Here is a 24921-nt window from a genome sequence, read left to right on the forward strand (position 1 = left end):
TTTAACCAAGCGTTTTTTTTATTGCCTCTAACACCCTGTCCGCCTGAAAAGGTTTTACAATAAAATCTTTTGCTCCCGCCTGTATCGCATCAATAACCATAGCCTGCTGTCCCATCGCTGAACACATGATCACTTTCGCATTTGGATCAAATGCTTTTATTTCTTTTAGAGCAGTTATCCCGTCCAATTCCGGCATCGTAATATCCATCGTCACCAGATCAGGTGAAAGCTCCTTATACTGGCTGATCGCCTCCTGACCATCCTTCGCCTCTCCTGCTATATCGAAACCATTTTTTTCGAGAATATCTTTTACCATCATCCTCATAAAAGATGCATCATCAACAATTAATACAGAATGTGCCACCTATGTTTCCTCCTCTGATTATTTCAACCGTTTAATCCGCTCGGCCTGACTGACAATATCGGTTACCCGGACGCCAAAGTTTTCATCAATAACAACGACCTCTCCTTTTGCGACCAGCTTTTGATTAACTAGAATATCCACTGGTTCCCCTGCCAGCTTATCGAGTTCAATGATAGAGCCCTGTGAAAATTCAAGAATATCCTTGATGGATCGTTTCGTGCGTCCTAATTCCACGGTGACCTCAAGCGGAATATCAAGAAGCATGTTTAAATTTTTTGCTTCTGTCTGACCAAGTGGAGGTGATTCAAAAGAAGAGAAAGCTGCGGACTGCACCTCTCTTTCGGGTGCTGATTCACTAGAACCGATAAATTGCTGCTCGCGTGTCTCTGATGAAACACCTCTGCCGGTTTGATCTTTTGCTTCTGTCGATGTAAGGATCTCCTTTTTAGGGGGTTTCTGGTTTGGTTCAGGAGCGATTTCAGCTTCCTGAAAAGAAGCATTGTCCTCTTCTGGCGGATTCATCAGATCCTCAATCATCCTTTTTGCAAATTCCACCGTTATAAGCTGCATAATAGATGAATCAATCAAACTGCCTACTTTTAAATGAAAAGATATTTTTACGAGCATATCCTCTTCTGGTATATTGGAAGTCCCTTTTTCCTTTTTTACGTCCATGAGATCAATTCCAGGCGGGGAGATATCCACGCGCTTATTGAAAATCGTTGACATGGAAGTGGAGGCGGATCCCATCATTTGGTTCATCGCCTCCTGCACGGCACTAATATGCATATCGTCCAGCTTATTGGTTTCCGGCGCTCCTTCCCCGCCAAGCATTAAGTCTGCAATGATAGCTGCATCCTCCGTATTAATGACAAGCAGATTTGTGCCCTCAAAGCCATCGGTATATTCGACATGAATGGCGACATGAGGTTTGGGAAATTCCTTATCAAGTTCATTCTGCTTTAACACGGAAACGACTGGTGTCGTAATATCTACTTTTTGATTCAACAGCTGCGACAGCGCAGTTGCAGCACTGCCAAACGAAATATTCCCTATTTCCCCCAGCGCATCCTGCTCTACTGATGTTACGTAATCCTCTATCTTGTAGGGACTGTCTTTCGGGGAATCGGAACCGGCCTGTGTGCTATTGTTTTTATCATCAGATTCGTCTTCTCCTGAAACGCTTTTCAGCAGTTCATTAATTTCTTCCTGCGAGAGCATATCATCATTCATACGAATCTCTCCTCTCTATTTCATCTGTAATCTGCAGCGCCATCTGATTTCTCCATTTCCCAGGCTGACCGAAATATTTTGGTTCTCCTCCTGCTTTTAATACGAGTGGCTTATGGATGTTTTGATCAAGTTCAATGACATCTCCTGGATTTAGCTGTAAAAATTCTTCAATAGTTATTTCTGATTGGCCGAGTAGAGCCTGCAGGGAGACCGGAGCCGACTTTACAGTATGCTCAATCGCTGCTATTTCTGTATTATCACGCTGTCTTTTCTTCGTCTGCATCCAATAATGTACCGAGAGCTTTGGCAGAATTTCTTCAAGTACCACATGCGGGAGGCAAATATTAATCATTCCGGTCGTCTCACCGATGGTTGTGGAAAGTGAGATGACGACTACTGTTTCATTCGGTGATGCCATTTGCAGAAATTGCGGGTTAACTTCAAGATCCTCCATCACCGGCTCAAGATCAATAACGGATTCCCATGCGCTTTCAAAGGTTTCAAGCATACCCTGGAATAACTGGCTCATTATTTTCGTTTCAATTTCCGTTAGATTATCAATTTTATTTATACTGCTTCCTTTTCCGCCGAGAAGACGGTCAATCATCGCGTAGCCAATATTGGGATTGACTTCCATAAGCAAACGTCCTTCGAGCGGATTAGCTTCAAATATGTTTAACATCGTCATTTTTGGAATCGAGCGGATGAATTCGTCGTACGGAAGCTGATCGACAGAGGCAACCGAAATTTGAACGAACGTTCGGAGCTGAGCGGAAAACATCGTTGTTAATAATCTTGCAAAGTTTTCATGAATTCTCGACAGACTCCGGACCTGATCCTTTGAAAAACGAAGGGCACGCTTAAAATCATAGGTGCGGATCTTTTTTTCCGATTCCTCTTTTTTTAATTCATCCGCATCCATTTCTCCGGTGGAGAGCGCAGACAACAGTGCATCTATTTCCCCCTGGGAAAGAACATCTGCCATTTTTTCACCTCTTTTCTTTACAACATCGGCATTACTGAATCATCCGCTGTGTCGTGTACACACGCACAATTTTTCCTTCATCCATCATTTCATTCATTTTATTGCGCAGCTCTGATTCCATTTCATCGATCCCTTTCTGAGACTGCAGTTCAGCTGCTGACAAACCAGCAAGATGGCGGATAATTAAATTATTCATCTGAAAATCTCTTTTCTCCAGCTCATTTTTAGCTGATTTCGTATCGGTATGAATTTGGAAGCTTGCCCGCACAATTTCATCGCCATTCAGGTTCGTCGTTATTTCTTCGGTCTGCCAGGAATTTTCGATGATTTTATCTATGGAAGGATCCGCTCCTGCTTCCGGGGTTTCAAAATAATTAAATAAAACAAGTGCCACAACTCCGATTAGTGTAAAAGAAACCAGGATAATAACCATTACATTAACTAAGCGGTTCTGAAACATGCTACGACCCCTCCCTTGGTATTACAGACCCTGTCATTCCTACACTTCGGTAAAATTGATTACAGAGCGACAAGACAACTTCAAGACTTTCACGCACAAACATCTTTTTTCCGTTTACAAGCGTTATAGTGGTGTCCGGTAAGGATTCTACCTTTTCAATCAGTGGAACATTTAATAAAAAACGCTTCCCATTTAATTGGGTTAATTCGATCATATGTATAGGAGAGGAGCCACCTGGACAATTCATTACGGCCCCTCTATCCTCCTCACGTATCTATATTATCTTTTAAGATTCATTAATTCCTGCAGCACTTCATCAGCAGTCGTAATTCCTCTCGTATTTGCCTGGAATCCACGCTGAGCTACGATCATCTCCGTAAATTCTTCAGACAAATCCACATTCGACATTTCGAGAACCCCGGCGACTAGTTCTCCAGTTCCGTCTTCTCCAGCCGTTGTTTCTATCGGATCCCCGGAGTTAGCTGAAGGGATAAATAAATTGTTGCCAGCTTTTTCAAGCCCTTCAGGGTTTGCAAAATTAGCAATACCTATTGTGGCCTCTACTTCGGTATCATTATCGATGACGACATTTACATCTCCATTCGATCCAATACTGAAGCTTTGTGCATCCGCAGGAATTTGAATGCTGTTACCTGCTTCGTCAAGTACGTTGTAGCCATAAGTATTTACTAGTGTTCCGTTCTCATCGAGGTAAAAATTCCCCGCCCGCGAATAAAAAGTATCTTCTCCATCATCGAGCATAAAATAGCCCTCACCGGAAATTCCAAGATCCAACTCTCTGTTCGTATTCTGCAGGCTTCCCTGTGTGTTGATCGTATCTACACTGCCCATCTGTGATCCTAGACCGATCTGACGGGGGTTTGAACCACCTCTTCCTGCCGGGTCTCCGGCTGTGGCACCAGCCATTTGCTGACTTACCATATCTTTAAATGTTGCACGGCCTTTTTTAAAACCAAACGTATTTACATTTGCAATATTGTTTCCTGTAACATCTAGTTTTTGCTGAAAGTTTCTCATTCCGGAGATTCCGGAGTACATTGAACGAAGCATATAGCTCCCCCTTTAATTTATTAGAAAGACAGCGTCTGTCAGTCGGCTGTCCGGCGGCTTCCTTCCTCAGGTCGGGCCGCATCACTGCTTACTACAATCGTGCCGTTAATGTTAGTAAAAATATGATCCGCTGCTTCATCCTTTGTCATGGCTGTAATGACAGTATGGTTCTCTGCGCTTACTACAAGTGCTGCTTTGTCTGTTAAAACAATAGAATCACGAACACCTTTTTCTTTTGCCATCGTCAGCTTTTCATTAATTTTCTTCCATTCTATTTCTGTAACTGCCACATCCCGATTGTGCAATCGTCTTTCGGCATGCCTGCTGACTGTAAGCGGTGGAGATTGCTCAACCTGCTTTTTAAAAATCTCCTGAAAAGATGTTGTTTGAGAAGTTTTAACAGCTTTCGTTTTTTGTCCTGGATGAGGAAGCTGGTGAATTCCATGCGAATCAATACCCGGTGTCACGAGATTTCCTCCAGTCTATTAATCTAGTTACCTTCTCCGCTTACAGTGAGGTCCCGCTGCTGTCCGCTTCTTCAATCGGATCGGCTCCGCTTACTTCTATCAATTGATCACTGTTTATCCAGCGGTCATTGTCAAGCAAAAATCGAATATTTCCATCACTATCAAGGCGGACGGACTTTACAGTGTTCACAACCTCCTCTGTGTCTGTAATATGATCGTCAACTTCAATTTCTCGCTCCCACTTAATCTTCTTATCGATCAGCTCACTGTGCTGTGCGAGGGAACCGCTCTTTTGCGATTCTGCCATCGATTCCATGGCAGCGCTCATATTCGTCATCTGCTCCAGCGAGGAAAAAGTCGCCATCTGCGATACAAATTCTTTGTCGTCCATTGGATTCATCGGATCCTGGTTTTGAAGCTGCGTCATCAATATCTTTAAAAAATCATCCTTTCCAAGCATTGAATCATTCGCGCTTTGGACTTTCGGCTTCGACTGATCCGGCAGTCTGTAAGTTTCTTGAATACTATCCGGCATGTTTAACACCTACACTTGTTCATTAAAAGTCAGCTCTTCAAGAATATCCGCAAAGGAATTGTCATCTTCTGAAACATGGTCCTGCTGCGCATTTTCTGGCGGCTGCTGCTTGTTTTCCTGATTTTCCTCCTGCTCCTGATGTAAGTAAGAAGAAATCTGCTGCTGAATTTCAATCCGCTCCACTTGAATATTTTGCTGCTGAAAGCTTTGTTTCAGGTGGTGAATCTGCTGCTCTACGAGTTCTCTCGCAGCCTTTGTGGTAGTTAAAAGCTGGGCTATTATCTGTCCATTCTGCTGGGTCAGCTTTATATCAACTCTGCCGAGATGCTCTGGATGAAGCTTCAATGTTAGTTCCTTAGCTCCATTTTTTAGAGAAGGAAGATTCGTTTTTCCTAAAAGCTCCTGCAGCTGTCTTGTAAACTCCTGCTGCCGCGCATACTCCGTTTTATTTTCTCCGAGATGCATGACGAGCTGCTGCACCTTCGCTGGCTGCTGGGTTCCTTCCTGGCTTAATGAAGAGGGAAGAGAACCGCCGGCAGGATCTAATGCAGCAAAGGTCCGGTTTAATAAATTTTGAAGGTAATCACTGTTTTTGTTGGCATTGCCGTTACTTTTAATTAAACTGGAAAACTGAGCAAGTGTAAGTTGTCTGCCCTGATTGGTTTCTGTTAATTGGCTTTCACTTCGCTGAAGCAGTGACTCCGTACTCAAGGACCGCCTATTTAGACCGGGAAGAAAATGACTGCTCAATGATGCCAGTGCCTGCAAAAATTCTATGTTCCGAGACTTTGAAAGTGTGTGAGCATTCTCACGTGTGTGACTCTGCTGAGTGAATTGCTTATGAGCACCGAGAACCGCAAACAGTGCCGCAGCTGCGCCAGCTGTCTGCTGCACTTTATCGCCATTCTCGTTTTCATCCAGATCCTCTGTGTCATTTTCTGATTTTCCGGACTGTAAAGCCTGAAGAAGGTTAGATTGGATATCCACTCTGTTTTCCTCGTTCAAAAGCTCCATGTGCATCTGCTGGACTTCATCAGGAAGCATTGAAAAAATCTTTTCCATATTTAGATCCATGCTCCCCGGCCAGTCTTCCAACATGGCCGTTAATTCATCGGAAAACTCCTCTGTAAAAGCCTCGGCTTCCTTGAAAAATTGTTGGACCAGCTTCTGAAGGCTTTCGTCGGTCTCCTGGATTCCCATGATGTCATTAACCTGAGAAGGCATCGCCTCTCCAAGCAGCTGCAGGAACTGACTGCTGTGTCTGCTGGTTTTTTCATAGGTCACAGGCTTGCTGCTATTGGCCTGAACTGGTAACTGAAACGTTGGTAACATCGACTGCAAATTGTTTCACCTCCCTTCAAATGTTTTTGAGATAAGGAATGAATTTCAAAAGATAATTTCACAACAATAAATGCGAATACAGGTTGATTAAAACCGGTCACGTCCTGTGGCAAACTTCTACACTTATGAAATTGATTCAAAAAATTAATTATTTTCCAGCGCAGATAAAATACTCGCAGCATCAGCCGGCTCCATTTTGGCTAATATTTGAGATCGCGTATCTGCTCGCAGTCCATTCATGTGTAGTACCACCCGGGCAGTGTCCATTTCTGAAAATACATCCGCCGCGCTGCCTGGTGCCATATTTTCATAAATATCGGTAAGTTCACTATCGTCTCCGTCCTCATCTTCAGATTGATTTTGGTCTGTTTCTGACTCAATGAGCACTTCCTCCAGCTCAGTCTCAAGATCTCGGATTTCATCATCCTTTGCTTCCAGCTCTGCTTGAAGGGCCGCTATTTCGTCATCCTTCGCTGCTGCCTCTTCTGCTGATTCCAACTGTTCGGTTTCCTCATTTGGGCCCTCTTCTTCTACCATCTCTGCTAAACCGGGAACGTTAGACACAGCCTCTCTGCCAAGCTCAAGGACGTTAATGCCGAGAAAACTTAAAATAACTCCACCTAGAATGACAGCAAACAACAGCGGAACAAAAATAATCAGGAAAAACCATTGTGCTTTTCCGGTTTTTTTCTCTTTCGATTTTGGTTTTTGATTTCCCATAGAATTCCCTTCATTCAGCGGAATGCATATTTGCGTGTCGTGATCTCATCAAGCTGCTGTTCCTCAGCTTTCTTCAGCTGTTTAGCATGTTCTTCCTTTTTCCACTCTTTCAATTTTTCGAACTTTTTCCATTCAACTGAAGCGGCCTGCATTTCTTTCTCTTTATGTAACATCTTTTCTCTCGCAATATCAGCACGATTCTGTTCGGAATAAATCCTTTCCTGAAGCTGTAGGAGTGTTGCTTCGTTATGCTGAATTTCCTGAATTTTTATGCCAGTTTCTATCCGTTCCCGATAGAATGCTTCAATTTCTTCTTTTTGCATCAACAATTGATAGAGCGCTGTAGCCACCTTCTCGAATTGAACGACAGAACGGCTGTATTCTTGCTCTTTAATATCTTTTTCGTCTTTTTTTAAGTCTAGTATTTTTTGAAAGGAGTATTGAAAGCTCATTTCTGGTCTCCTTTTTCAATGAATTTTTGAAGCAGCTGAACCGTTTCTTCAAATAAAGGCCGTTCCTCGGTTTCCTGCTGTAAAAAGGCATTTATTTCAGGAAGCAGATGAAGAGCCTCATCGGTCTGGATTGAGGAACCTTTCTTATATGCTCCTATCGAGATTAAATCCTCCGCTTCATGATGGGCCGCTAAAAGAGAGCGAACTTTCTCAGATGCACGGCGATGTTCATCAGCTGCAATTTCAGTCATTACACGGCTGACACTTTTTAGTACATTAATTGCAGGATAGTGGCCTTTATCAGCTATTTTCCGATCCAATACAAGATGACCATCAAGAATACCTCGAACTGCATCTGCGATTGGTTCGTTCATATCGTCCCCGTCCACCAGCACTGTGTAGAATGCAGTAATCGTCCCTTGTTCACTCGTACCGGATCGTTCAAGCAGGCGTGGAAGCATGGCAAAAACAGAGGGGGGATATCCTTTCGTTGTTGGGGGCTCTCCCACGGCAAGGCCGATTTCACGTTGCGCCATCGCAAATCTGGTCACAGAATCCATCATTAAATTTACGTTTTTCCCTTGATCACGAAAATATTCTGCAATGGCTGTGGCAGTCATGGCTCCTTTTATTCTCATTAATGCCGGTTGGTCCGAGGTAGCAACGACAACGACTGACTTTTTCATCCCTTCTGTGCCAAGGTCTCTTTCCACAAAATCCTTTACTTCGCGTCCGCGCTCCCCAATAAGAGCAATAACGTTCACATCAGCATCTGAGTGTCTGGTAATCATCGAGAGGAGCGTACTTTTTCCAACTCCACTGCCTGCGAAAATTCCAATTCTCTGCCCTTTTCCAACAGTAAGTAAACCATCGATTGCCCGGACCCCGAGCGGAAGCGGTTCTTCTATGCGTGGGCGGAGCAGCGGGTTGGGCGGAGACGCATCGGTTCCTACCCTGGCCAGGCCATCTGGAAGGGAGCTTCCGTCGAGTGGCTGCCCGATACCGTCTACTACTTTTCCAATCAGGCCGTTGCCTGTTTTAATCTGCAGCGGCTTTCTCGTAGCTTCAACCAGACTGCCCGCTCCAATATCAGCCTCCTGCTGCAGAGGCATCAGTAAAACGTTCTGATTTTTAAATCCAACAACTTCCGCTAACACAGCTGTTTGTTTTGCAAACGGGTAGATATAGCATAAATCACCAACCGAAGCTTTTGGTCCTTTTGCTTCAATGGTCAGTCCAACAACTCTTGTTACCTTTCCATATTGCTTATAAGGATTTAGTGCTGGAATTTCCTGAATTAATTCAGCTGCTTTCATCAGCGGCTCCCTTCCTTCAGACGTTCCATCAGCTGTATTTTCATTTCCTCTAGTTGACTGTCCAGTGAGGCATCAATTTTTCCATAAGGCGTTTCTATAATGCAGGCATTCTCTGTTAAGGCTGCATCCGGCAGAATCACTAATTCCTGGGCGCGGCCGAGCAGACTTTCGATCTCCTGGCGCTGAGTTTTCGTTTCTTCGTAGCGGGCCGGAGGTACGTAAATGGTAACTGAATCATGGTCACGCACCTCTTGAACAGCATTTTTAACTATATCCATCCATATGTCGTTCTCTTGCAGGGAGCGGTACATAATGCGATTTGCAACCGTTAAAGCGAGTTGAAGAATAATTGGTTCTGCCTCTACTAAATAGCGGTGGTATTCTTTTTTTGCATGGTTCACCGTTTCTTCTGCCTGCTGAATCAGGCTGCTGTATTCTGTCATCGCACTGCGCTTCCCTTGTTCAAATCCTTCTTCAAATCCAGCATTTTTCGATTCCTCATACGCCTGCCTCATCCGCACCCTTGATTCTTGTTCTTCTTCACTGATAGCTTCCCTTGCACGTTGCAGTTCTCGCTCAACCTTGGCCACTAAATTCTGAGCTTCTTGCTTTTTAGTTTGTAAAAACAACTGATCTTTATTTACCGCCATGGGGCCTATTTCATTATTTCGGTTATTCAGCTGCGATTCAGGTTTTCCAGTTTTGACTGGAGGGACTGGTTTAAGGTGAATGGAACGGGCTTTAAGTTCTTCTTTATTTCCAGCCTTGATAAGTCTAGACAATAATATCATCCCCTCCTCCCCGTGCGATCACGATTTCTCCGGCTTCTTCAAGACGTCTGATAATAGCTACAATTCTTGTCTGAGCTTCCTCGACATCACGCAGACGAACCGGCCCCATAAATTCCATCTCTTCTTTAAATGTATCCGCCATGCGCTGCGACATATTGTTGAAGACGATCTCTTTTACTTCTTCGCTAGCTACTTTTAAAGCAAGCTGCAGATCATCGTTTTCCACATCTCTTATTACTCGCTGAATGGATCGATTATCGAGAGTAACAATATCCTCGAATACAAACATGCGCTTTTTGATTTCTTCTGCCAGTTCAGGATCCTGTATTTCGAGAGCGTCTAGTATAGTACGTTCTGTGCTGCGGTCCACGCCGTTTAAAACCTCTACAAGAGATTCGATGCCTCCGGCTTCTGTATAATCCTGAGTTACTGTCGCTGACAGCTTCTGTTCAAGAATTGTTTCCACCTCGTTTACTATCTCTGGTGAAGTACTGTCCATAACGGCAATACGTTTTGCAACATCTGCCTGCACCTCCTGCGGGAGTTCAGATAATATTTGTCCTGCCTGCACTGATTCCAGATAAGAAAGAATTAACGCAATTGTCTGCGGGTGTTCGTTTTGTATGAAGTTTAAAATCTGCGAAGGATCTGCTTTCCTGGCAAAATCAAACGGCTTCACCTGCAGTGTGGAAGTTAACCGATTAATAATCTGCATCGCATTATCTTCTCCGAGCGCTTTCTCGAGAATACTCTTGGCATAGCCAATCCCACCTTGAGAGATATAGTCCTGAGCGACCGCAATTTGATGGAATTCCTCTAGTACATTTTCCTTCATTCCACTGTCTACCTTCCGCACCCCTGCTATTTCAAGTGTCAGCTTCTCTATCTCTTCTTCTGATAAATATTTATATACCTGCGCTGAAACATCCGGCCCAAGTGAAATTAAGAGCATCGCAGCCTTTTGTTTTCCAGTCAATGCTTCTTTTGCCTTTGGCATTACGATTCCTCCTTAATCATCGGAAAGCCACGTCCGCAGCAGCTTTGAAAATTCTTCCGGTCTTTCTTTCGCCATCTTTTCTAATTGTTTTCTCCGTGTGGCTTGTTCTGAATCCTGATCATCCGGCAAATCAGGAACTTCCATAGTTGTCATTTCCTCAGTAATGAAGTCTTCCTCTTCCGTTTCACGGCTCTTTCGCAGCAGGGCGATGACAAGGACAATGACTGCCAGAAGAAGAATCCCCCCAACAATGTACATCCAAACAGGAATTGTATTTGCTGGCTCTTCATCGAGCTCTGCCTTTCCGTTAAAAGTCTGTGTGCTGACGAAAACCTTTTCTTCGATGTCAGCATCGGTAAGTTCCTCTTGGAATTCATCATCAATGCTTGTCCTTACGATTGTACTGAGGACCTGTTCAATATCTCCGATGCTTTCTGGAGGCAGTGAATCGGGCTCTTCCGGGTCCGGAGGTTCGACCATTACTTGAATTCCTAAATCTCTAAGTTTATAAGGGCTTTCTACAATTTCCCGGTGAATACGGTTGACTTCATTATTTACACGCTCTTCCGTCCGTTCAAAGTCGCCTTCTCCACCGACAGCTCCATCATTATAACCCACGATGTCATCTTCATCTGCACCTGGAATACCGCCTGGATCTACGGCTTCTCCCTCATAGGTTTCAGTTATTCTCTCAGCACTGAGCTCAATGCCTTCCATATTTTCTTCATCAACAGGCTCAATTAAAGCTTCTTCACGATTCTCCTGCGTAAAATCGATATCGGTGGTCACTGATACAACGACTTTATCCCTGCCCATCATCGTTCCGAGCATTTGTTGAAGCTGGCTCTGGATATCCTTTTCGATATCATCCTGCACACCGCGCTGCTCCTGATATGCATTCATGGTGGAATCCGAAGAATTTTCATTATCGTAATCAAAATCCTCAAACATTTCATTCATGATGACGATATTATCTACAGGAAGATCCGGCACACTTTTCGAAACAAGGTGATATAGTGCTCTTACCTTCTGCTGGTCCATGTTTGAGCTACCGCCGGTATCGATTACCACTGAAGCCGATGCAGTACCTGCTTCTTCGTTTACCCAGGTGGTCTCCTCCGGCAGAGTAATCATGACATTAGCTGCCTGCACGCCATCGATATTTTGTATCAGTTCCTCAAGTTCAGTCTGTATGGCAGCTCTTTCCATGACATTGAACTCGTTATCTGTCATCCCAAAACCCATTTGATCTTCAATAAAGGAATAATCAATCGATCCGCTCTGAGGGATACCTTCTGCAGCAAGTTCCACCTTCAGTGCATCCACTGACTCTTCCGGTACACTGATGGTAGACCCATCATTCGAAAGCTTGGAAGGGACCCCCTGTGAATCTAAAGTTTCCTTTATCTGACCAGTTTCCTCCGAAGATAAATCCGAATACAGAGGTGCATAATTTGTTCTGGCGGCGAATACGATGACAAGCACGATTAATAACAGAATAAAAGCTGCTGTCCCGAATCCAAGCCCTTTTTGAAGATTTGACCGGCTGCTCCAATACGTTGCAGCACGTTCTTTCAATTCTATGTACTTCTCTTTCATGGCTCCTCCCGACTAGTCCAGCACTCTTAGGCTGCTCATACTTGCATTCTCATTATTTCTTGGTAAGCCTCAATGGCTTTGTTTCGAACTTCAACCGTCGTTTGGAGCGTAACACTTGCCTTTTCTGCCGCTACCATCACTTCATGAAGATCTTCCACTTCTCCGTTTACAAGCTTGTTTGTCATGTCATCGGAATGAAGCTGCGCATTATTTACATTCGTAATTGCCTCATTCAATGACTCTTTAAAAGAAATCTGTGCTTGCGTAGGAGTCTTTTGAACTGAACCTGGAGCACGCGCAGCTTCATCTGCTCTTCCCAGAGCTTCCATTCCATTCATTCCTTGTATCATTCCACCACTCCTTAAAAAATCCTCAATCAGCCTCTGCCTATTTCGAGTGCCTTTAACATCATGTTTTTCGACGCATTCATCGTAGTTATGTTAGCTTCGTACGATCTAGTGGCGCTCATCATGTTAGTCATTTCTTTTAATGGATCTACATTAGGCAGTTCCACATAGCCTTCTCCGTCAGCATCAGGATGCTCTGGTTGATACACCCGGCGGAAAGGGGATTCATCTTCAACTATAGAATCTACTTTTACCCCTTCTGCTTCATAGCCGCTGCTTTCCATCGCCCTATTTAGATGACTTGAAAAACCTGTTTCATTTGGAGAAATGGATACCATTTTCCTTCGGTACGGCTCCCATTCTCCATCTACCAGACGGCCACGGGTGGAGTCAGCATTCGACATATTTGCAGAGGTAACATCCATCCGCAATCTCTGGGCTGTCAGAGCTGATGCAGAAGAATTAATTCCGCTGAACATACTCATTGTTACGAACCTCCCCCTCGTACAGCTGTTTTTATACTGCTGAACTTACTGCTTAATCGGTCTGTCACTGCGTTATAGTAAATTTGATTTTTTGCCAGATCTGACATTTCCTTATCAATATCTACATTATTGCCGTTGTGATTATATTGTGTGGAAGAATCTTCCGTGTAGTGCAACCTAGTGGTACTGTTACCGAATTCTATATGTTTCGCATTCGTCCGGACTGCTTTTAAATTCTCGTTTTGAATTGCATCATCCAGGGTATGCTTAAACTGTCCCCTTTTTGCTTTATAATTCGGTGTATCAACATTAGCGATATTTTGAGAGATTGCTTTTTGCTCCATGGCTGCACCATTTAAACCTATTTGAAGGTTTCCAATGGTCGAAGAATCAAATAACCCCACATTAACCCCTCCCTATGACCTACATACTTTTCCGACACTATTCGCCAAGCATGAAATTCAGGCATGCTTTTCCTATATCTTCAATTTATTAAGCATTACTACCCAAATTGTATAAAATTATGTTACACATGTCTAACAGTCTTTTTACAATTCCGTAATTCAAGATAAAAGCACCAACATTTTTAATGCATTAGAATTAAGTCTTTTTACCTATTATTTGATAAATACGGCCTTTTATTATATAGAATAATCAAAATTAGTTCCATATTTTTACTATAATTCACTATATAAAATAGTAATGTTCACTTTATATTACCCGCACATATCAAACTCGCATTAAGTGAGCATTATTTACTAGTAGGTATATAGCACCAATTACGAAAATCATGTCAAATTTTGTTTAAATATATAAAATACAGCTAGGCATGGAAGATGTGATTGCCTGTGTTTGACAAAAAGCATCAATTGAAAAAGTCGAAGAGAATAACCTGTAGTGCGCAGTAGTTTTTTTGAGGAGGCTCATTGGCCGCCGTCCCATCGTGACCCAAGCTTTTCGCTCATATTCTAAATAGCTGTGGAGAAGTATTTTTAGCATCCTTAATGTGATGATACTCAGATTGAAGCACGAAAAGAGGCGACTCCCGACGGGTTCAGCGCCGTCTGAAAATCCATTCTGGCGAAGCTTCGCTGAGACAGAATTAGTTGAAGACAAGCCCCGCGGTAAGAGACCGCCTGCAGCGATGAAATCAACTAAATCCATACTTTTTCTGTTTTAAAAAAAGTGGCCGGGACAAAAGTAAATTATTTATTGCAAAGGGGCTGTATCAAAAGGTTATAAACAGTTGATGTCCTTCCAAAAATAATCCCGTATCACCATAAAAGTGGTACGGGATGACTTGTTTTGGTGTGAATGAAACCACCAGAGTAGGGATTAAAATTTTTTGAAAAGTCTTTTGATACAGCCCCTGTATGTTATTTATGAGTTTTCATAAAATGCTCCGTCAAAACGCTTCGCTTTCCTAGGGCACGGCTCAAGCCTCCCCGGAAGAAAGAACACTGCCTGTGGAGTCTTGAGACTCGTGCTGTTCCCTAAGGAGTCTACGCATTTAACTACGCAAATGACCTAATTTCTCATTCAAAGAAAATACTATTCGTCATTCAAGATGCTATTTTTATTTGTCAAAGCTTTTTCGTATGGCCTTCTTTGACTTGTAATAATTTCAACACGTGAAATGCAAAGCCACCCTTAAGGTGTTTGTTCTTCGATTGAAGAACGGAAGGCGGCGACTCCCAAGAGATCAGCGCCGTCTGAAAATCCATTCTGGCGAAGCTTCGCTGAGACAGGATTAGTTGAAGACAAGCCCCGCGGAAAAGGGCTGCCTGCAGGGATGATATCAACAAATTCTATTCTTTCTTCTTCTTTTAAAAAAACCTGCTGTGATCTGACGATCACAGCAGGTTCTGCCTTCAGCAGCTATGCGTTGGACTTAATTTTTTCGAGTTCAAACAAAAATTTATCATTTAATACTTTAATGTACGTACCTTTCATACCGAGCGAACGTGATTCAATGACGCCGGCACTCTCAAGTTTACGGAGAGCATTAACGATCACTGATCTTGTGATTCCTACGCGGTCGGCGATTTTACTGGCAACAAGCAGACCTTCATTGCCATCAAGCTCTTCAAAAATATGCTCAACTGCTTCGAGCTCACTATACGAGAGGGAGCTGATCGCCATTTGAACCACTGCTTTGCTTCTGGCTTCCTCTTCAATCTCCTGTGTTTTTTCGTGCAGGATTTCCATGCCGACTACTGTAGCACCATATTCAGCTAAGATTAAATCGTCATCATCAAACGTATCATTCAGCCGGGCAAGTACGAGCGTGCCTAACCTCTGACCACCGCCGTTGATAGGAACAACGGTTGTCAATCCTGAACGGAACAGATCCTTGTTCTCTACAGGAAACGCAGTATACTCACTGTCCACATCAAGATTTGGAGAGGTTTCATCAATTTTAAAGAGGCCGGATGTATACTCCTCTGGAAATTGCCGCTCCTCCAGCATTTTTTTCATTCGGTCATTTTCAATCTCCTGTTTAATGCCATAGCCCAGCAGTTTACCTCTTCTACTTACCACAAAGACATTCGCACTAATCACATCGCGTAATGTTTCAGCCATGTCTTTAAAATTGACATGATCACCAGCTGTCTTTTGCAGCATGTCGTTAATTTTTCTACTTTTTGATAATAAATCCATTTTATTCGTCTCCTCCTGACGTCCTTATAAAATATATCGGCTCATATCTCGATTTTTTGCTATATTTGCGAGTTTTTCCTCTACATATTCAGGGGTAATCGTAATTTTCTCCATTGTAATATCTGACGCCTCAAAAGATAGATCCTCGAGGAGGCGTTCGAGCAGTGTATGAAGCCTTCTCGCTCCGATGTTTTCCGTATTTTGGTTAACGCTTTCTGCGAGTTCAGCGATTTTATGAACAGCATCGTCAGAAAATTCAACATTTATACCTTCGGTCTGTAAAAGTGCAGCATATTGCTTTAACAGTGCATGATTCGGTTCTTTCATGATTCGTACAAAATCCTCCGGGCCAAGACTGTCAAGCTCAACTCGGATCGGGAAACGCCCCTGCAGCTCAGGAATTAAATCTGAAGGCTTTGACATATGAAATGCCCCTGCTGCTATAAAAAGAATATGGTCTGTTTTCACTGAGCCATGCTTTGTTGTGACCGCGGACCCTTCCACGATCGGTAGAATATCACGCTGAACCCCTTCCCTTGAAACATCTGCACTGTTTTGCTGCTTTCCCGCAACTTTATCGATTTCATCTATAAAAATGATACCCAACTGCTCTGTTTTTGAAACGGCTTCCTGACTTACCTCGTCCATATCGACAAGTTTTTGGGCTTCCTGATCCGTCAATACTCTGCGCGCATCGCTTACCGGCAGCCTCCGTTTCTTTTTCTTTTTTGGCATCATATTTCCAAGCATATCCTGCATATTCATTCCCATCTGTTCCATGCCGGAGCCTTGAAACATATCGGTAAACTGTTTAGGCTGCTCTTCTGTTTCTATTGTGACTATTCGGTCTTCAAGCTCTCCAAGAGCAAGCTGGTGCGCTATCTGCCGGCGTTTTTGGGCGATGTCAGGTTCTTCTGTTTCCTGCTGGTCTTCCTGGTTATTCTGCTGCTGTTGAAAAATCATCTCAAAAGGATTCTTCATATTCTGCTGTTTCTTTTTTTCAGGAACGAGCAGCTTTACAAGCTTCTTATTTGCGAGCTCTTCTGCTTCCTTCTTAACTTTATCTATTTTTTCTTCTTTGACAATCCTGACTGCGGTATCTGTTAAATCACGTACCATGGATTCGACATCTCTGCCAACATAGCCGACTTCCGTAAATTTCGTTGCTTCCACTTTCACAAATGGGGCTCCAACAAGTTTAGCAAGCCGTCGTGCTATTTCTGTTTTACCGACACCGGTCGGTCCGATCATCAGAATATTTTTAGGAGTTATTTCTTCACGGAGACCTGCTTCAAGCTTGCTGCGCCGATAACGATTGCGTAAAGCAACGGCTACTGATCGTTTTGCTTTTGTTTGTCCAACAATAAATTGATCCAGTTTTTCCACAATGCGTTTTGGCGTAAGCGGTTGATCCATACCGTCCCATCACCTTTCGTAGTGCTTTATTTTAGTCCGCAGTGATTTCTTCTACGATGATTTCTTCATTTGTGTAAACACAAATATCAGCGGCTGTCTGCAGAGCAGCTTCTGCAATAGAGCGGGCATCCATAGCTTCTGCATGTTTCTTCAATGCCCGCCCTGCAGCAAGGGCATAATGGCCGCCTGAACCGATTGCAATGACACCATCATCCGGTTCGATAACTTCACCGGTCCCTGCCACCAAAAGAAGAGAATCTTTATCCATTACAATAAGCATAGCTTCTAAGCGGCGCAGGGTTTTATCACTGCGCCAATCTTTTGCGAGTTCTACTGCCGCGCGTTCAAGTTTGCCATTCCACTGCTCGAGCTTTCCTTCAAACAAATCAAACAGTGTAAATGCATCGGCCACGGATCCTGCAAATCCAGCCACTACTTTGCCATTATGAATACGGCGGACTTTTTTGGCTGTATGCTTCATGACAACAGACTGGCCGAATGTTACCTGTCCGTCGCCCGCCATTGCGCTTTTTCCATTGTGGCGTATGGCAAATATCGTCGTTGCATGTAAAGAAGTATCCATTCTCATCCTTCTTTCTTCTCTGCCCGTGGATGGGCATGATCATAAACTTCTTTTAAACGATCTTTTGTGACGTGCGTATAAATCTGCGTTGTCGACAAATGTTCATGACCGAGTAAATCTTGAACTACCCGGAGGTCTGCCCCGTTGTTTAGTAGATGAGTAGCAAAGGTATGCCTCAGATGATGAGGTGAGACCTGCAGAGTCTGAGACACTTGTTTTACCCTTTTATTTACAACGTAGTAAACGCCCCGTGCAGTTAAAGCGGTACCGTTTTTGTTTAGAAATAATGCATTTTCTATTGCTTCTAGTGATTTTCGTTTCCCTAAGAGCAATTTCCTGCCATTTGCTTTATAATATTCGATTGCCTCCACCGCATATCCACCGACGGGCACGTAACGTTCTTTGCTTCCTTTTCCTTTCACAAGCAGTGTACCTAGATCCGGATCGAGATCATCGACATTCATATTACAGCATTCACTCACACGCATTCCGGTAGCATACAGCAGTTCAAATATTGCGTAATCCCGTTGATCAAGAATCTTTTCCTGATCAAAGGAGTCAAACAGCTGCGCTAATTCTTCTTCATAAAGAAACTTTGGAAGCTTCGTCTCTTTTTTTTGGAAGCTTGATGCTGCAAATGGACTGTTTTCAATCAAACCTTCTCTTTTTAGAAACTTGTAAAAGCTGCGCAGAGCTGAGATTTTCCGGGATATGCTGGCACGTTTTAATCTTTTCTCATACAGCCTGCTGAAATAGAGGCGGGCAGTTTGAAAGTCCGCAGACTCAGGTCCGCCAATATTTTCTGCTTTTAGAAATGCTGCATAGTCAGATAAATCTTTTCGGTAGGCTTCTACCGTTAATGATGAGGCGTTTTTTTCCACTTGTAAATATTGAAAAAAAGCAGTCCCTGCTTCCTGAAAAGGTACATTTTTCACTTTTTTCCCTCCGCTGATTCAGCTGATCTGCACGTTAGACAAAAGCCATTAAATCTTAACATAACCCGGTCGTTCCCGCAAGAAAGTTAACTATTTTTTCATAAAATTCTGAATGGACTGCAGCGCTCGTTCTGCTAACGCCTGGTTTCTTTCCTGTTTATTTTTAATGCGCTTCTCTAAAGCTGGTACTAACCCAAAATTTGCATTGATCGGCTGAAAGTTATCCGGGTTTGCGGTGGTAATATATTGAGCCATTGCGCCGAGCATACTTTCCTCCGGAAGCACATAAAGCTCTTTCTCCTGGAGAAGTCTTGCTGCGTTTGTACCTGCAATAAGGCCTGCCGCGGCCGATTCAACATAGCCTTCTACCCCAGTAATCTGGCCGGCAAAGAATAAATCCTCTCTCGTTTTGAACTGATAGGTGGGCTTTAAAAGATTAGGTGAGTTGATAAAAGTATTTCGGTGCATGACTCCGTAACGGACAACTTCCGCTTCTTCGAGACCCGGAATCAGCCTGAGCACTTCTTTCTGCGGCCCCCATTTCATATGAGTCTGAAAGCCGACAATATTATAAAGTGTGCCGGATTGATTATCCTGTCTCAGCTGAACGACTGCAAAAGGGCGTTTTCCCGTTTCAGGGTGCTCAAGTCCAACCGGCTTCATCGGGCCGAATAAAAGTGTTTTGCGGCCTCTTTGCGCCATCACCTCTACAGGCATGCATCCTTCAAAAAAGATTTCTTTTTCGAATTCCTTTAAAGGAACGGTCTCTGCCTCTATAAGTGCTTCGTAAAAACGATCGAATTCATCTTCGCTCATCGGGCAGTTGATGTAAGCTGCTTCTCCTTTATCGTACCGAGATTTTAAGTAAGCCTTACTCATGTTAATGCTGTCTGTTTCAATTATTGGGGCCGCTGCATCGTAAAAATAAAGATATTCCTCTCCACTTAATGCTTTTATAGAGCGGGAGAGCCCTTCTGTAGTGAGCGGCCCGGTGGCAATGATCGTGGGACCACTTGGTATTTCCTGAATTTCTTCTTCAAGTACCTCTACTTTTTCATGGCCTTTCACCAGCTCAGTCACCTTCGCGGCGAATTCGTGCCTGTCCACTGCGAGTGCCCCTCCTGCTGGTACAGAGCAGGCGTCAGCTGCATGAATGATAACAGAATTCAGCAGTCTCATTTCTTCTTTTAATACTCCAACTGCATTTGCAAGACTGTTGCCTCGAAGCGAGTTACTGCAAACCAGCTCAGCAAACTTATCCGTATGATGAGCTGGTGTTTGTTTTTTAGGACGCATTTCATAAAGCTTTACTTTTATTCCTCTTTCAGCAAGCTGCCAGGCGGCTTCACTTCCTGCCAATCCCGCACCGATAACATTTACTGCTTGATAGTCCATACGTGGTACCTCCTTTGACGGTTTCATAATTCTTAGAAGAAGTGAATGAATTTCATAAGTCCATATCACAACAGAAAATACGAATAATAACATATATTTTCTATATATCATTCAATTCGCTTCAGGCGAACGCTTTCCGCGGGCTTGGCCTCATCCTCCTCGGCATCGAGATGCCTGCGGGGTCTTTCTCTCAAGCTTGTCCCGCGACGCACACGAGGTGCTTGTGTCGATGTTGGCCACAGGACGTGGCCGGTTTTAATCGACCTGGAGTCGTCGCCTTACACTATAAGCGAATGTTCGTGTTTTATATTTAGAATAGCATTTATGAAATTGATTCAAGCACTAAAACTTTGCCTGCCGTTCAATTCATTAGGGCCAAGCTTTAGAATTTTTAAAGCGGGAATGTTTCTGCAAAGTTTTAATTTTTTGAACTACAAAGGAAAAGAGCTTGTCTCAAAAGAATCCGCGCTGCCGCTCGTTTCCTTCCTTTGAGAAAGCCCCACAATTGATCAGGAGTTGATTTAATTCGGTTCTTCCTTATAGTCACAATCCTTACATTGAACGTGAACACCTTTCTTCGTTTTCTTTTCTACAAGAAGGCCATCACATTTCGGGCATTTTCTTGCGATCGGTTTATCCCATGAGACAAATTCACATTCAGGATATCGGTCGCACCCAAAAAAAGTACGGCGTTTTTTACTTTTACGTTCTACAATATTTCCTTCGCTGCAGCGTGGGCATTTCACCCCTATATCCTTGACGATTGCTTTTGTATTCCGGCATTCTGGAAAGTTAGAACAGGCCATGAATTTACCATAACGGCCCATTTTATAAACCATTTCATGCCCACATTTCTCACAATCCTCGCCGGCAGGTTCATCCTTAATCTCAACTTCCTTCATTTCATCTTCTGCGACCTTCAGACGTTTTTCAAAGCCTTGATAGAACTCATCGATAATCTCAATCCAGTTCTGGCGGCCCTCTTCAATGTAGTCAAGATCATTTTCCATTTTAGCCGTAAATTCCACATCAAGAATTTCCGGGAAAAATTCCACTACCAGCTCAAGTACAATTTCCCCCAGTTCCGTTGGTACAAAGCGCCGGTCTTCCAGGGCAACATAATTTCTGCGCTGAATTGTATCGAGTGTAGGGGCGTATGTGGATGGTCTGCCAATGCCAAGCTCCTCCATCGTTTTTACGAGCCGTGCTTCTGTATAGCGTGGCGGCGGCTGGGTGAAATGCTGGTTTTCTTCCAGTTCTGCCTTCGTTACCTGTGAACCCTCTACTAAATCGGGAAGGTATTTATCTTCTTCTTTTTTATTATCATCCCGGCCTTCAATATACACCTTCATAAACCCGGGAAATTTAATTTTCGACCCTGTAGCACGGAATAATACGCCGTTATTGTCGAGATCAACAGACATCGTGTCCATGACAGCAGGTGCCATTTCACTGGCTACCAGCCTCTCCCAGACGAGTTTGTAGAGCCGGTACTGGTCTCTGCTCAAATACTGCTTAATTTCTTTAGGAATTTTATCTACCGTTGTCGGCCGAATAGCTTCATGTGCATCCTGAGCATTATTGGATTTGTTGTTTTCTCGTGTCCCCTTGCTAGTGTATTCATTTCCGTACTTGCTTAAAATATAGTTTTTTGTATCATCCTTAGCCGTATTAGAAATACGGGTCGAATCGGTCCTCATATACGTAATCAGACCAATCGTACCTTCTTTTCCGATATCAATCCCCTCATAAAGCTGCTGGGCGATCATCATCGTCTTTTTTGCACGAAAGTTAAGCTTGCGTGCGGCTTCCTGCTGGAGAGACGAGGTTGTAAACGGGGAGACAGGATTTCGTTTTCGTTCTTTTTTTGTTACTTTCTGAATGTCAAACTGCTCGCCGTTTAATTTTGCGAGGACATTCTTTACGTCATCCTCCGACTGCAATTCCTTTTTTTTGCCGTCCACACCGTAAAATTTTGCTTCGAATAATTCATCTCCGCTCTTAAAGGTACCGTCAATGCTCCAATATTCCTCTGGTACGAATCGTTGAATTTCTTTTTCCCGATCGGTAATCATCTTTACGGCGATCGACTGGACTCTCCCGGCGCTTAACCCTTTTTTTACTTTTTTCCAGAGGAGTGGACTGATATTATAGCCTACCAGACGGTCAAGGATTCTTCTTGCCTGCTGAGCATCTACAAGATCCCTGTTTATTTTGCGGGGATGCTTAAATGCATCTTTAATTGCCGTTTTAGTGATTTCATTGAATACGACGCGGCACTCTGAGTCTTCATCCATATCAAGGCTGTGAGCAAGGTGCCATGCAATAGCTTCCCCTTCTCTGTCCGGGTCGGCCGCAAGGTAAATTCTCTTCACTTTCTTTGCGGCTGACTTTAATTCCTTAAGAACGGGGCCTTTCCCCCGTATCGTGATATATTTCGGATCATAATTATGATCGGTGTCTACTCCCATTTGACTTTTCGGTAAATCACGAACATGTCCCATTGATGCCTTTACTGTATATTTTTTTCCCAGATATTTTCCGATTGTTTTTGCTTTAGCGGGAGATTCAACTATTACTAAATAATCTGCCATTTCTTTTGTTTCCTCCCCCTTTTTCTTCAATATAAAATCTTCATCATTATTAACCAGTCTGCCGAGCTTTGTCAAATATCATTTATTTTCTTTCAGAAAAAAGATCTACATTTCCTGTGAATTACGTGTCATCCGCTAAAGGGACAAATACTATCGTTTGTTTGGGAAACAAATCACAATCATTTTTTCACAATTTAATGTCTCTGTCCACCCAAAATGTCCAGGTTTCTTAATTTTGATACTTATTTTGCACGATTCTGCTATCTTTTAATCCTCTCTGCGGCCAACCTTCGTACCATAGGTGATTCGGCTCTGTAACGGGACTTGCGCCTTCCCGGAGCAAGGTGTTTGTTCCTTTCGAAAATTTAGAAAAAATAGAGCCGGGCAAAACTTTCACATCTCTGCCCTGGTCAAGCGCTTGATATGCAGTAATGAGCGAGCCGCTTCGTTCTGCTGCTTCTGTGAGAAACACGACATCAGCTAATGCACTTATGATTCGGTTGCGCAATGGAAACTGCCATTTCCGCGGGGGCGTGCCGGGCGGAAATTCGGAAAGAAGCAGGTGACTGGCAGCGATTTCCTCAGCTAAACGCTTATTATCTGCAGGGTAGATATGTTGAATCCCTGATCCCAGCACCGCGATTGTACTTCCGCCAAATTTGAGTGCTGTTTGATGGGCGAGAGCATCCGTACCTTTTGCCAGGCCGCTCACAATAGTTACGTCGTGCGCGATCATCGGTGGCAGAAGAGACGAGACAGCCTGCCTCCCATAGGATGTCGGTGTTCTTGTGCCCACAACGGCGAGTGCACGCTCCGAGTGCATCAGGCCGGGGTCTCCTTTCATGTAGAGGACCCAGGGCGGATCATACATTTGTGATAGTCGAATCGGATATGGGCTGCAAAATACTGTTATTATTTTTATGCCATGTGATTTGTGGGCATGAATTATTTGTTCCGGGGAGGTATCTGACAGATAGCAATGTAGAGATGCCGCCTGCACGGAAGTGAGTTGCAGAAGCGTTTCTAATTGGGAAATGGAATAATTATAGACATCTGAGAGGGATTTGTCACGGCAGTATAGAATGTTCAGCCGTTTCCACGTCAAAATTGGATTGTGATGCAGATGTATGAGGCGATTTTTCGAGGAGATAGCGGGGGGCTCCTTTCTTTTGAGCAAATTTTGGGGGAAACAAAAATGATAAAAGGAAAGAAGAGGAAACTGAAATCCCCTTCTTTCTTCTTCATTTATTGTGGCTCGTGTGTGAGACATTTCTCATAAATACCGTTGTCTTTTAACGATTTAAGCAGAGTTTCTCCCATGTCGGAAGGGGTCGCTGCAACTTTCACTCCGCAGCTTTCAAGAGTTTTAATCTTCTCATCTGCCGTTCCTTTTCCACCAGAGATGATCGCTCCCGCATGACCCATTCTTTTTCCAGGAGGAGCTGTGCGTCCACCGATAAATCCGACTACCGGTTTCTTCATATTTGCTTTAATCCATTCAGCCGCTTCTTCTTCTGCAGTGCCGCCGATTTCACCAATCATAATCACAGCTTCTGTATCAGGATCATCATTAAACGCTTCAAGAACGTCTATAAAGTTCGTACCGTTTACAGGGTCTCCGCCGATACCTACCGCTGTGGACTGCCCGATGCCTGCCGTTGTGAGCTGATGAACCGCTTCATAAGTAAGCGTGCCTGAACGAGAAACCACTCCCACATGCCCTTTTTTATGGATATAACCTGGCATGATTCCAATCTTGCATTCATCTGGGGTGATAACTCCCGGGCAGTTCGGTCCGACAAGGCGGGTCTTTTTCCCTTCCATAAATCGTCTGACCTTTAACATATCGATGACAGGAATTCCTTCGGTAATGCAGATAGCCAGATCAAGCTCAGCATCCACTGCTTCGAAAATTGCATCTGCAGCAAAAGCCGGCGGTACATAAATTACAGAAGCATTAGCACCTGTTTCTTTTACAGCATCCGTAACCGTATCAAATACCGGGATGCCTTCTACTTCCGTCCCGCCTTTACCTGGTGTTACACCGCCGACAATCTTTGTACCGTATTCGAGTGCCTGCTGCGTATGGAATAAACCAGTTGATCCGGTGATGCCCTGAACAATCACCTTTGTATCTTTATTAATAAAGATGCTCATTTTGACTTCGTCCCGCC

Annotated in this window: 27 protein-coding genes; all 27 read right to left on the minus strand. The window is 43.6% G+C overall.

All coding sequences use genetic code 11. From position 1 onward, the window contains the following. Position 1 precedes the first annotated feature (1 nt). Positions 2 to 364: a response regulator gene (locus ACE4RR_RS01845; protein ID WP_375533690.1), complete on the minus strand. Its 363-nt coding sequence runs from the start codon at positions 362 to 364 to the stop codon at positions 2 to 4. Positions 365 to 382: 18 nt separating this feature from the next. After that, positions 383 to 1597 (minus strand): flagellar motor switch phosphatase FliY, encoded by a 1215-nt coding sequence (gene fliY / locus ACE4RR_RS01850; protein ID WP_375533691.1) that lies wholly within the window; start codon positions 1595 to 1597, stop codon positions 383 to 385. Beyond that, positions 1590 to 2582, minus strand: coding sequence for a flagellar motor switch protein FliM (gene fliM, locus ACE4RR_RS01855; protein WP_375533692.1), 993 nt, complete (start codon positions 2580 to 2582; stop codon positions 1590 to 1592). Before fliM ends, fliY begins: the two co-directional genes overlap by 8 nt. 31 nt (positions 2583 to 2613) lie before the next feature. Further along, positions 2614 to 3042: a flagellar basal body-associated protein FliL gene (gene fliL, locus ACE4RR_RS01860; RefSeq protein WP_375533693.1), complete on the minus strand. Its 429-nt coding sequence runs from the start codon at positions 3040 to 3042 to the stop codon at positions 2614 to 2616. A 1-nt stretch (position 3043) separates the two neighbouring features. Next, a complete protein-coding gene (locus tag ACE4RR_RS01865) occupies positions 3044 to 3289 on the minus strand; it encodes a flagellar FlbD family protein (protein WP_375533694.1) in 246 nt (81 codons plus the stop codon). 32 nt (positions 3290 to 3321) lie between these two features. Further along, a complete protein-coding gene (gene flgG / locus ACE4RR_RS01870; protein WP_375533695.1) occupies positions 3322 to 4113 on the minus strand; it encodes a flagellar basal body rod protein FlgG in 792 nt (263 codons plus the stop codon). A gap of 38 nt (positions 4114 to 4151) precedes the next feature. Next, on the minus strand, positions 4152 to 4580 hold the full coding sequence (locus ACE4RR_RS01875; RefSeq protein ID WP_375533696.1) for a TIGR02530 family flagellar biosynthesis protein: 429 nt from the start codon (positions 4578 to 4580) through the stop codon (positions 4152 to 4154). Positions 4581 to 4620: 40 nt separating this feature from the next. Beyond that, positions 4621 to 5115, minus strand: a complete 495-nt coding sequence (gene flgD / locus ACE4RR_RS01880; RefSeq protein ID WP_375533697.1) for a flagellar hook assembly protein FlgD — start codon at positions 5113 to 5115, stop codon at positions 4621 to 4623. A 9-nt stretch (positions 5116 to 5124) separates the two neighbouring features. Next, the gene (locus ACE4RR_RS01885; protein ID WP_375533918.1) at positions 5125 to 6447 is read right to left on the minus strand and encodes a flagellar hook-length control protein FliK; all 1323 of its coding nucleotides are present in this window, start codon (positions 6445 to 6447) and stop codon (positions 5125 to 5127) included. Positions 6448 to 6600: 153 nt separating this feature from the next. Next, the gene (locus tag ACE4RR_RS01890; protein WP_375533698.1) at positions 6601 to 7176 is read right to left on the minus strand and encodes a MotE family protein; all 576 of its coding nucleotides are present in this window, start codon (positions 7174 to 7176) and stop codon (positions 6601 to 6603) included. 14 nt (positions 7177 to 7190) lie between these two features. Beyond that, positions 7191 to 7628: a flagellar export protein FliJ gene (gene fliJ, locus ACE4RR_RS01895; RefSeq protein WP_375533699.1), complete on the minus strand. Its 438-nt coding sequence runs from the start codon at positions 7626 to 7628 to the stop codon at positions 7191 to 7193. After that, positions 7625 to 8944 carry a flagellar protein export ATPase FliI gene (fliI, locus tag ACE4RR_RS01900; protein WP_375533700.1) on the minus strand — a complete coding sequence of 440 codons (1320 nt, stop codon included), beginning with the start codon at positions 8942 to 8944 and terminating at the stop codon, positions 7625 to 7627. Before fliI ends, fliJ begins: the two co-directional genes overlap by 4 nt. Beyond that, positions 8944 to 9726 carry a flagellar assembly protein FliH gene (fliH, locus tag ACE4RR_RS01905; protein WP_375533701.1) on the minus strand — a complete coding sequence of 261 codons (783 nt, stop codon included), beginning with the start codon at positions 9724 to 9726 and terminating at the stop codon, positions 8944 to 8946. The genes fliI and fliH overlap by 1 nt, the downstream gene beginning before the upstream one ends. Then, positions 9719 to 10732, minus strand: coding sequence for a flagellar motor switch protein FliG (gene fliG / locus ACE4RR_RS01910; protein ID WP_375533702.1), 1014 nt, complete (start codon positions 10730 to 10732; stop codon positions 9719 to 9721). Before fliG ends, fliH begins: the two co-directional genes overlap by 8 nt. A 12-nt stretch (positions 10733 to 10744) precedes the next feature. Next, entirely contained in the window at positions 10745 to 12331 is a 1587-nt protein-coding gene (gene fliF / locus ACE4RR_RS01915) for a flagellar basal-body MS-ring/collar protein FliF (protein ID WP_375533703.1), read from the minus strand. A gap of 35 nt (positions 12332 to 12366) precedes the next feature. Next, complete coding sequence (fliE, locus tag ACE4RR_RS01920; RefSeq protein ID WP_375533919.1) at positions 12367 to 12660, minus strand: flagellar hook-basal body complex protein FliE; 294 nt, start codon at positions 12658 to 12660, stop codon at positions 12367 to 12369. A gap of 47 nt (positions 12661 to 12707) precedes the next feature. Next, positions 12708 to 13157: a flagellar basal body rod protein FlgC gene (gene flgC / locus ACE4RR_RS01925; protein WP_375533920.1), complete on the minus strand. Its 450-nt coding sequence runs from the start codon at positions 13155 to 13157 to the stop codon at positions 12708 to 12710. An 8-nt stretch (positions 13158 to 13165) separates the two neighbouring features. Then, a complete protein-coding gene (gene flgB, locus ACE4RR_RS01930) occupies positions 13166 to 13567 on the minus strand; it encodes a flagellar basal body rod protein FlgB (protein WP_375533704.1) in 402 nt (133 codons plus the stop codon). A gap of 1246 nt (positions 13568 to 14813) precedes the next feature. Continuing rightward, positions 14814 to 15020 (minus strand): hypothetical protein, encoded by a 207-nt coding sequence (locus ACE4RR_RS01935; RefSeq protein WP_375533705.1) that lies wholly within the window; start codon positions 15018 to 15020, stop codon positions 14814 to 14816. 21 nt (positions 15021 to 15041) lie between these two features. Beyond that, positions 15042 to 15824, minus strand: a complete 783-nt coding sequence (codY, locus tag ACE4RR_RS01940; protein ID WP_375533706.1) for a GTP-sensing pleiotropic transcriptional regulator CodY — start codon at positions 15822 to 15824, stop codon at positions 15042 to 15044. Positions 15825 to 15848: 24 nt separating this feature from the next. Then, the gene (gene hslU / locus ACE4RR_RS01945; RefSeq protein WP_375533707.1) at positions 15849 to 17240 is read right to left on the minus strand and encodes an ATP-dependent protease ATPase subunit HslU; all 1392 of its coding nucleotides are present in this window, start codon (positions 17238 to 17240) and stop codon (positions 15849 to 15851) included. Between the two features lie 31 nt (positions 17241 to 17271). Beyond that, positions 17272 to 17823 carry an ATP-dependent protease subunit HslV gene (hslV, locus tag ACE4RR_RS01950; protein ID WP_375533708.1) on the minus strand — a complete coding sequence of 184 codons (552 nt, stop codon included), beginning with the start codon at positions 17821 to 17823 and terminating at the stop codon, positions 17272 to 17274. Between the two features lie 2 nt (positions 17824 to 17825). Next, positions 17826 to 18758 carry a tyrosine recombinase XerC gene (gene xerC, locus ACE4RR_RS01955; protein ID WP_375533709.1) on the minus strand — a complete coding sequence of 311 codons (933 nt, stop codon included), beginning with the start codon at positions 18756 to 18758 and terminating at the stop codon, positions 17826 to 17828. Between the two features lie 90 nt (positions 18759 to 18848). Next, positions 18849 to 20153, minus strand: a complete 1305-nt coding sequence (trmFO, locus tag ACE4RR_RS01960) for an FADH(2)-oxidizing methylenetetrahydrofolate--tRNA-(uracil(54)-C(5))-methyltransferase TrmFO (protein ID WP_375533710.1) — start codon at positions 20151 to 20153, stop codon at positions 18849 to 18851. Positions 20154 to 20674: 521 nt separating this feature from the next. Continuing rightward, a complete protein-coding gene (gene topA / locus ACE4RR_RS01965) occupies positions 20675 to 22747 on the minus strand; it encodes a type I DNA topoisomerase (protein WP_375533711.1) in 2073 nt (690 codons plus the stop codon). Positions 22748 to 22976: 229 nt separating this feature from the next. Beyond that, on the minus strand, positions 22977 to 24017 hold the full coding sequence (gene dprA / locus ACE4RR_RS01970) for a DNA-processing protein DprA (protein WP_375533712.1): 1041 nt from the start codon (positions 24015 to 24017) through the stop codon (positions 22977 to 22979). Then, the gene (sucD, locus tag ACE4RR_RS01975; protein ID WP_375533713.1) at positions 23993 to 24904 is read right to left on the minus strand and encodes a succinate--CoA ligase subunit alpha; all 912 of its coding nucleotides are present in this window, start codon (positions 24902 to 24904) and stop codon (positions 23993 to 23995) included. Before sucD ends, dprA begins: the two co-directional genes overlap by 25 nt. Between the last annotated feature and the right edge of the window lie 17 nt (positions 24905 to 24921).

The organism is Alteribacillus sp. HJP-4 (genome assembly GCF_042139015.1).
GTDB lineage: Bacteria > Bacillota > Bacilli > Bacillales > Marinococcaceae > JBHIKY01.

Excerpts from the sequence above, each read along its gene's own strand:
- ACE4RR_RS01865 (WP_375533694.1), bottom strand. The coding sequence starts at position 3,289 with ATGAATTGTCCAGGTGGCTCCTCTCCTATACATATGATCGAATTAACC.
- topA (WP_375533711.1), bottom strand. The coding sequence starts at position 22,747 with ATGGCAGATTATTTAGTAATAGTTGAATCTCCCGCTAAAGCAAAAACA.
- fliG (WP_375533702.1), bottom strand. The coding sequence starts at position 10,732 with ATGCCAAAGGCAAAAGAAGCATTGACTGGAAAACAAAAGGCTGCGATG.
- flgD (WP_375533697.1), bottom strand. The coding sequence starts at position 5,115 with ATGCCGGATAGTATTCAAGAAACTTACAGACTGCCGGATCAGTCGAAG.
- fliI (WP_375533700.1), bottom strand. The coding sequence starts at position 8,944 with ATGAAAGCAGCTGAATTAATTCAGGAAATTCCAGCACTAAATCCTTAT.
- ACE4RR_RS01885 (WP_375533918.1), bottom strand. The coding sequence starts at position 6,447 with ATGTTACCAACGTTTCAGTTACCAGTTCAGGCCAATAGCAGCAAGCCT.
- ACE4RR_RS01890 (WP_375533698.1), bottom strand. The coding sequence starts at position 7,176 with ATGGGAAATCAAAAACCAAAATCGAAAGAGAAAAAAACCGGAAAAGCA.
- fliY (WP_375533691.1), bottom strand. The coding sequence starts at position 1,597 with ATGAATGATGATATGCTCTCGCAGGAAGAAATTAATGAACTGCTGAAA.
- fliE (WP_375533919.1), bottom strand. The coding sequence starts at position 12,660 with ATGGAAGCTCTGGGAAGAGCAGATGAAGCTGCGCGTGCTCCAGGTTCA.
- fliJ (WP_375533699.1), bottom strand. The coding sequence starts at position 7,628 with ATGAGCTTTCAATACTCCTTTCAAAAAATACTAGACTTAAAAAAAGAC.
- codY (WP_375533706.1), bottom strand. The coding sequence starts at position 15,824 with ATGGATTTATTATCAAAAAGTAGAAAAATTAACGACATGCTGCAAAAG.
- trmFO (WP_375533710.1), bottom strand. The coding sequence starts at position 20,153 with ATGGACTATCAAGCAGTAAATGTTATCGGTGCGGGATTGGCAGGAAGT.
- fliM (WP_375533692.1), bottom strand. The coding sequence starts at position 2,582 with ATGGCAGATGTTCTTTCCCAGGGGGAAATAGATGCACTGTTGTCTGCG.
- dprA (WP_375533712.1), bottom strand. The coding sequence starts at position 24,017 with ATGTCTCACACACGAGCCACAATAAATGAAGAAGAAAGAAGGGGATTT.
- fliF (WP_375533703.1), bottom strand. The coding sequence starts at position 12,331 with ATGAAAGAGAAGTACATAGAATTGAAAGAACGTGCTGCAACGTATTGG.
- flgC (WP_375533920.1), bottom strand. The coding sequence starts at position 13,157 with ATGTTCAGCGGAATTAATTCTTCTGCATCAGCTCTGACAGCCCAGAGA.
- sucD (WP_375533713.1), bottom strand. The coding sequence starts at position 24,904 with ATGAGCATCTTTATTAATAAAGATACAAAGGTGATTGTTCAGGGCATC.
- hslU (WP_375533707.1), bottom strand. The coding sequence starts at position 17,240 with ATGGATCAACCGCTTACGCCAAAACGCATTGTGGAAAAACTGGATCAA.
- hslV (WP_375533708.1), bottom strand. The coding sequence starts at position 17,823 with ATGGATACTTCTTTACATGCAACGACGATATTTGCCATACGCCACAAT.
- fliL (WP_375533693.1), bottom strand. The coding sequence starts at position 3,042 with ATGTTTCAGAACCGCTTAGTTAATGTAATGGTTATTATCCTGGTTTCT.
- flgG (WP_375533695.1), bottom strand. The coding sequence starts at position 4,113 with ATGCTTCGTTCAATGTACTCCGGAATCTCCGGAATGAGAAACTTTCAG.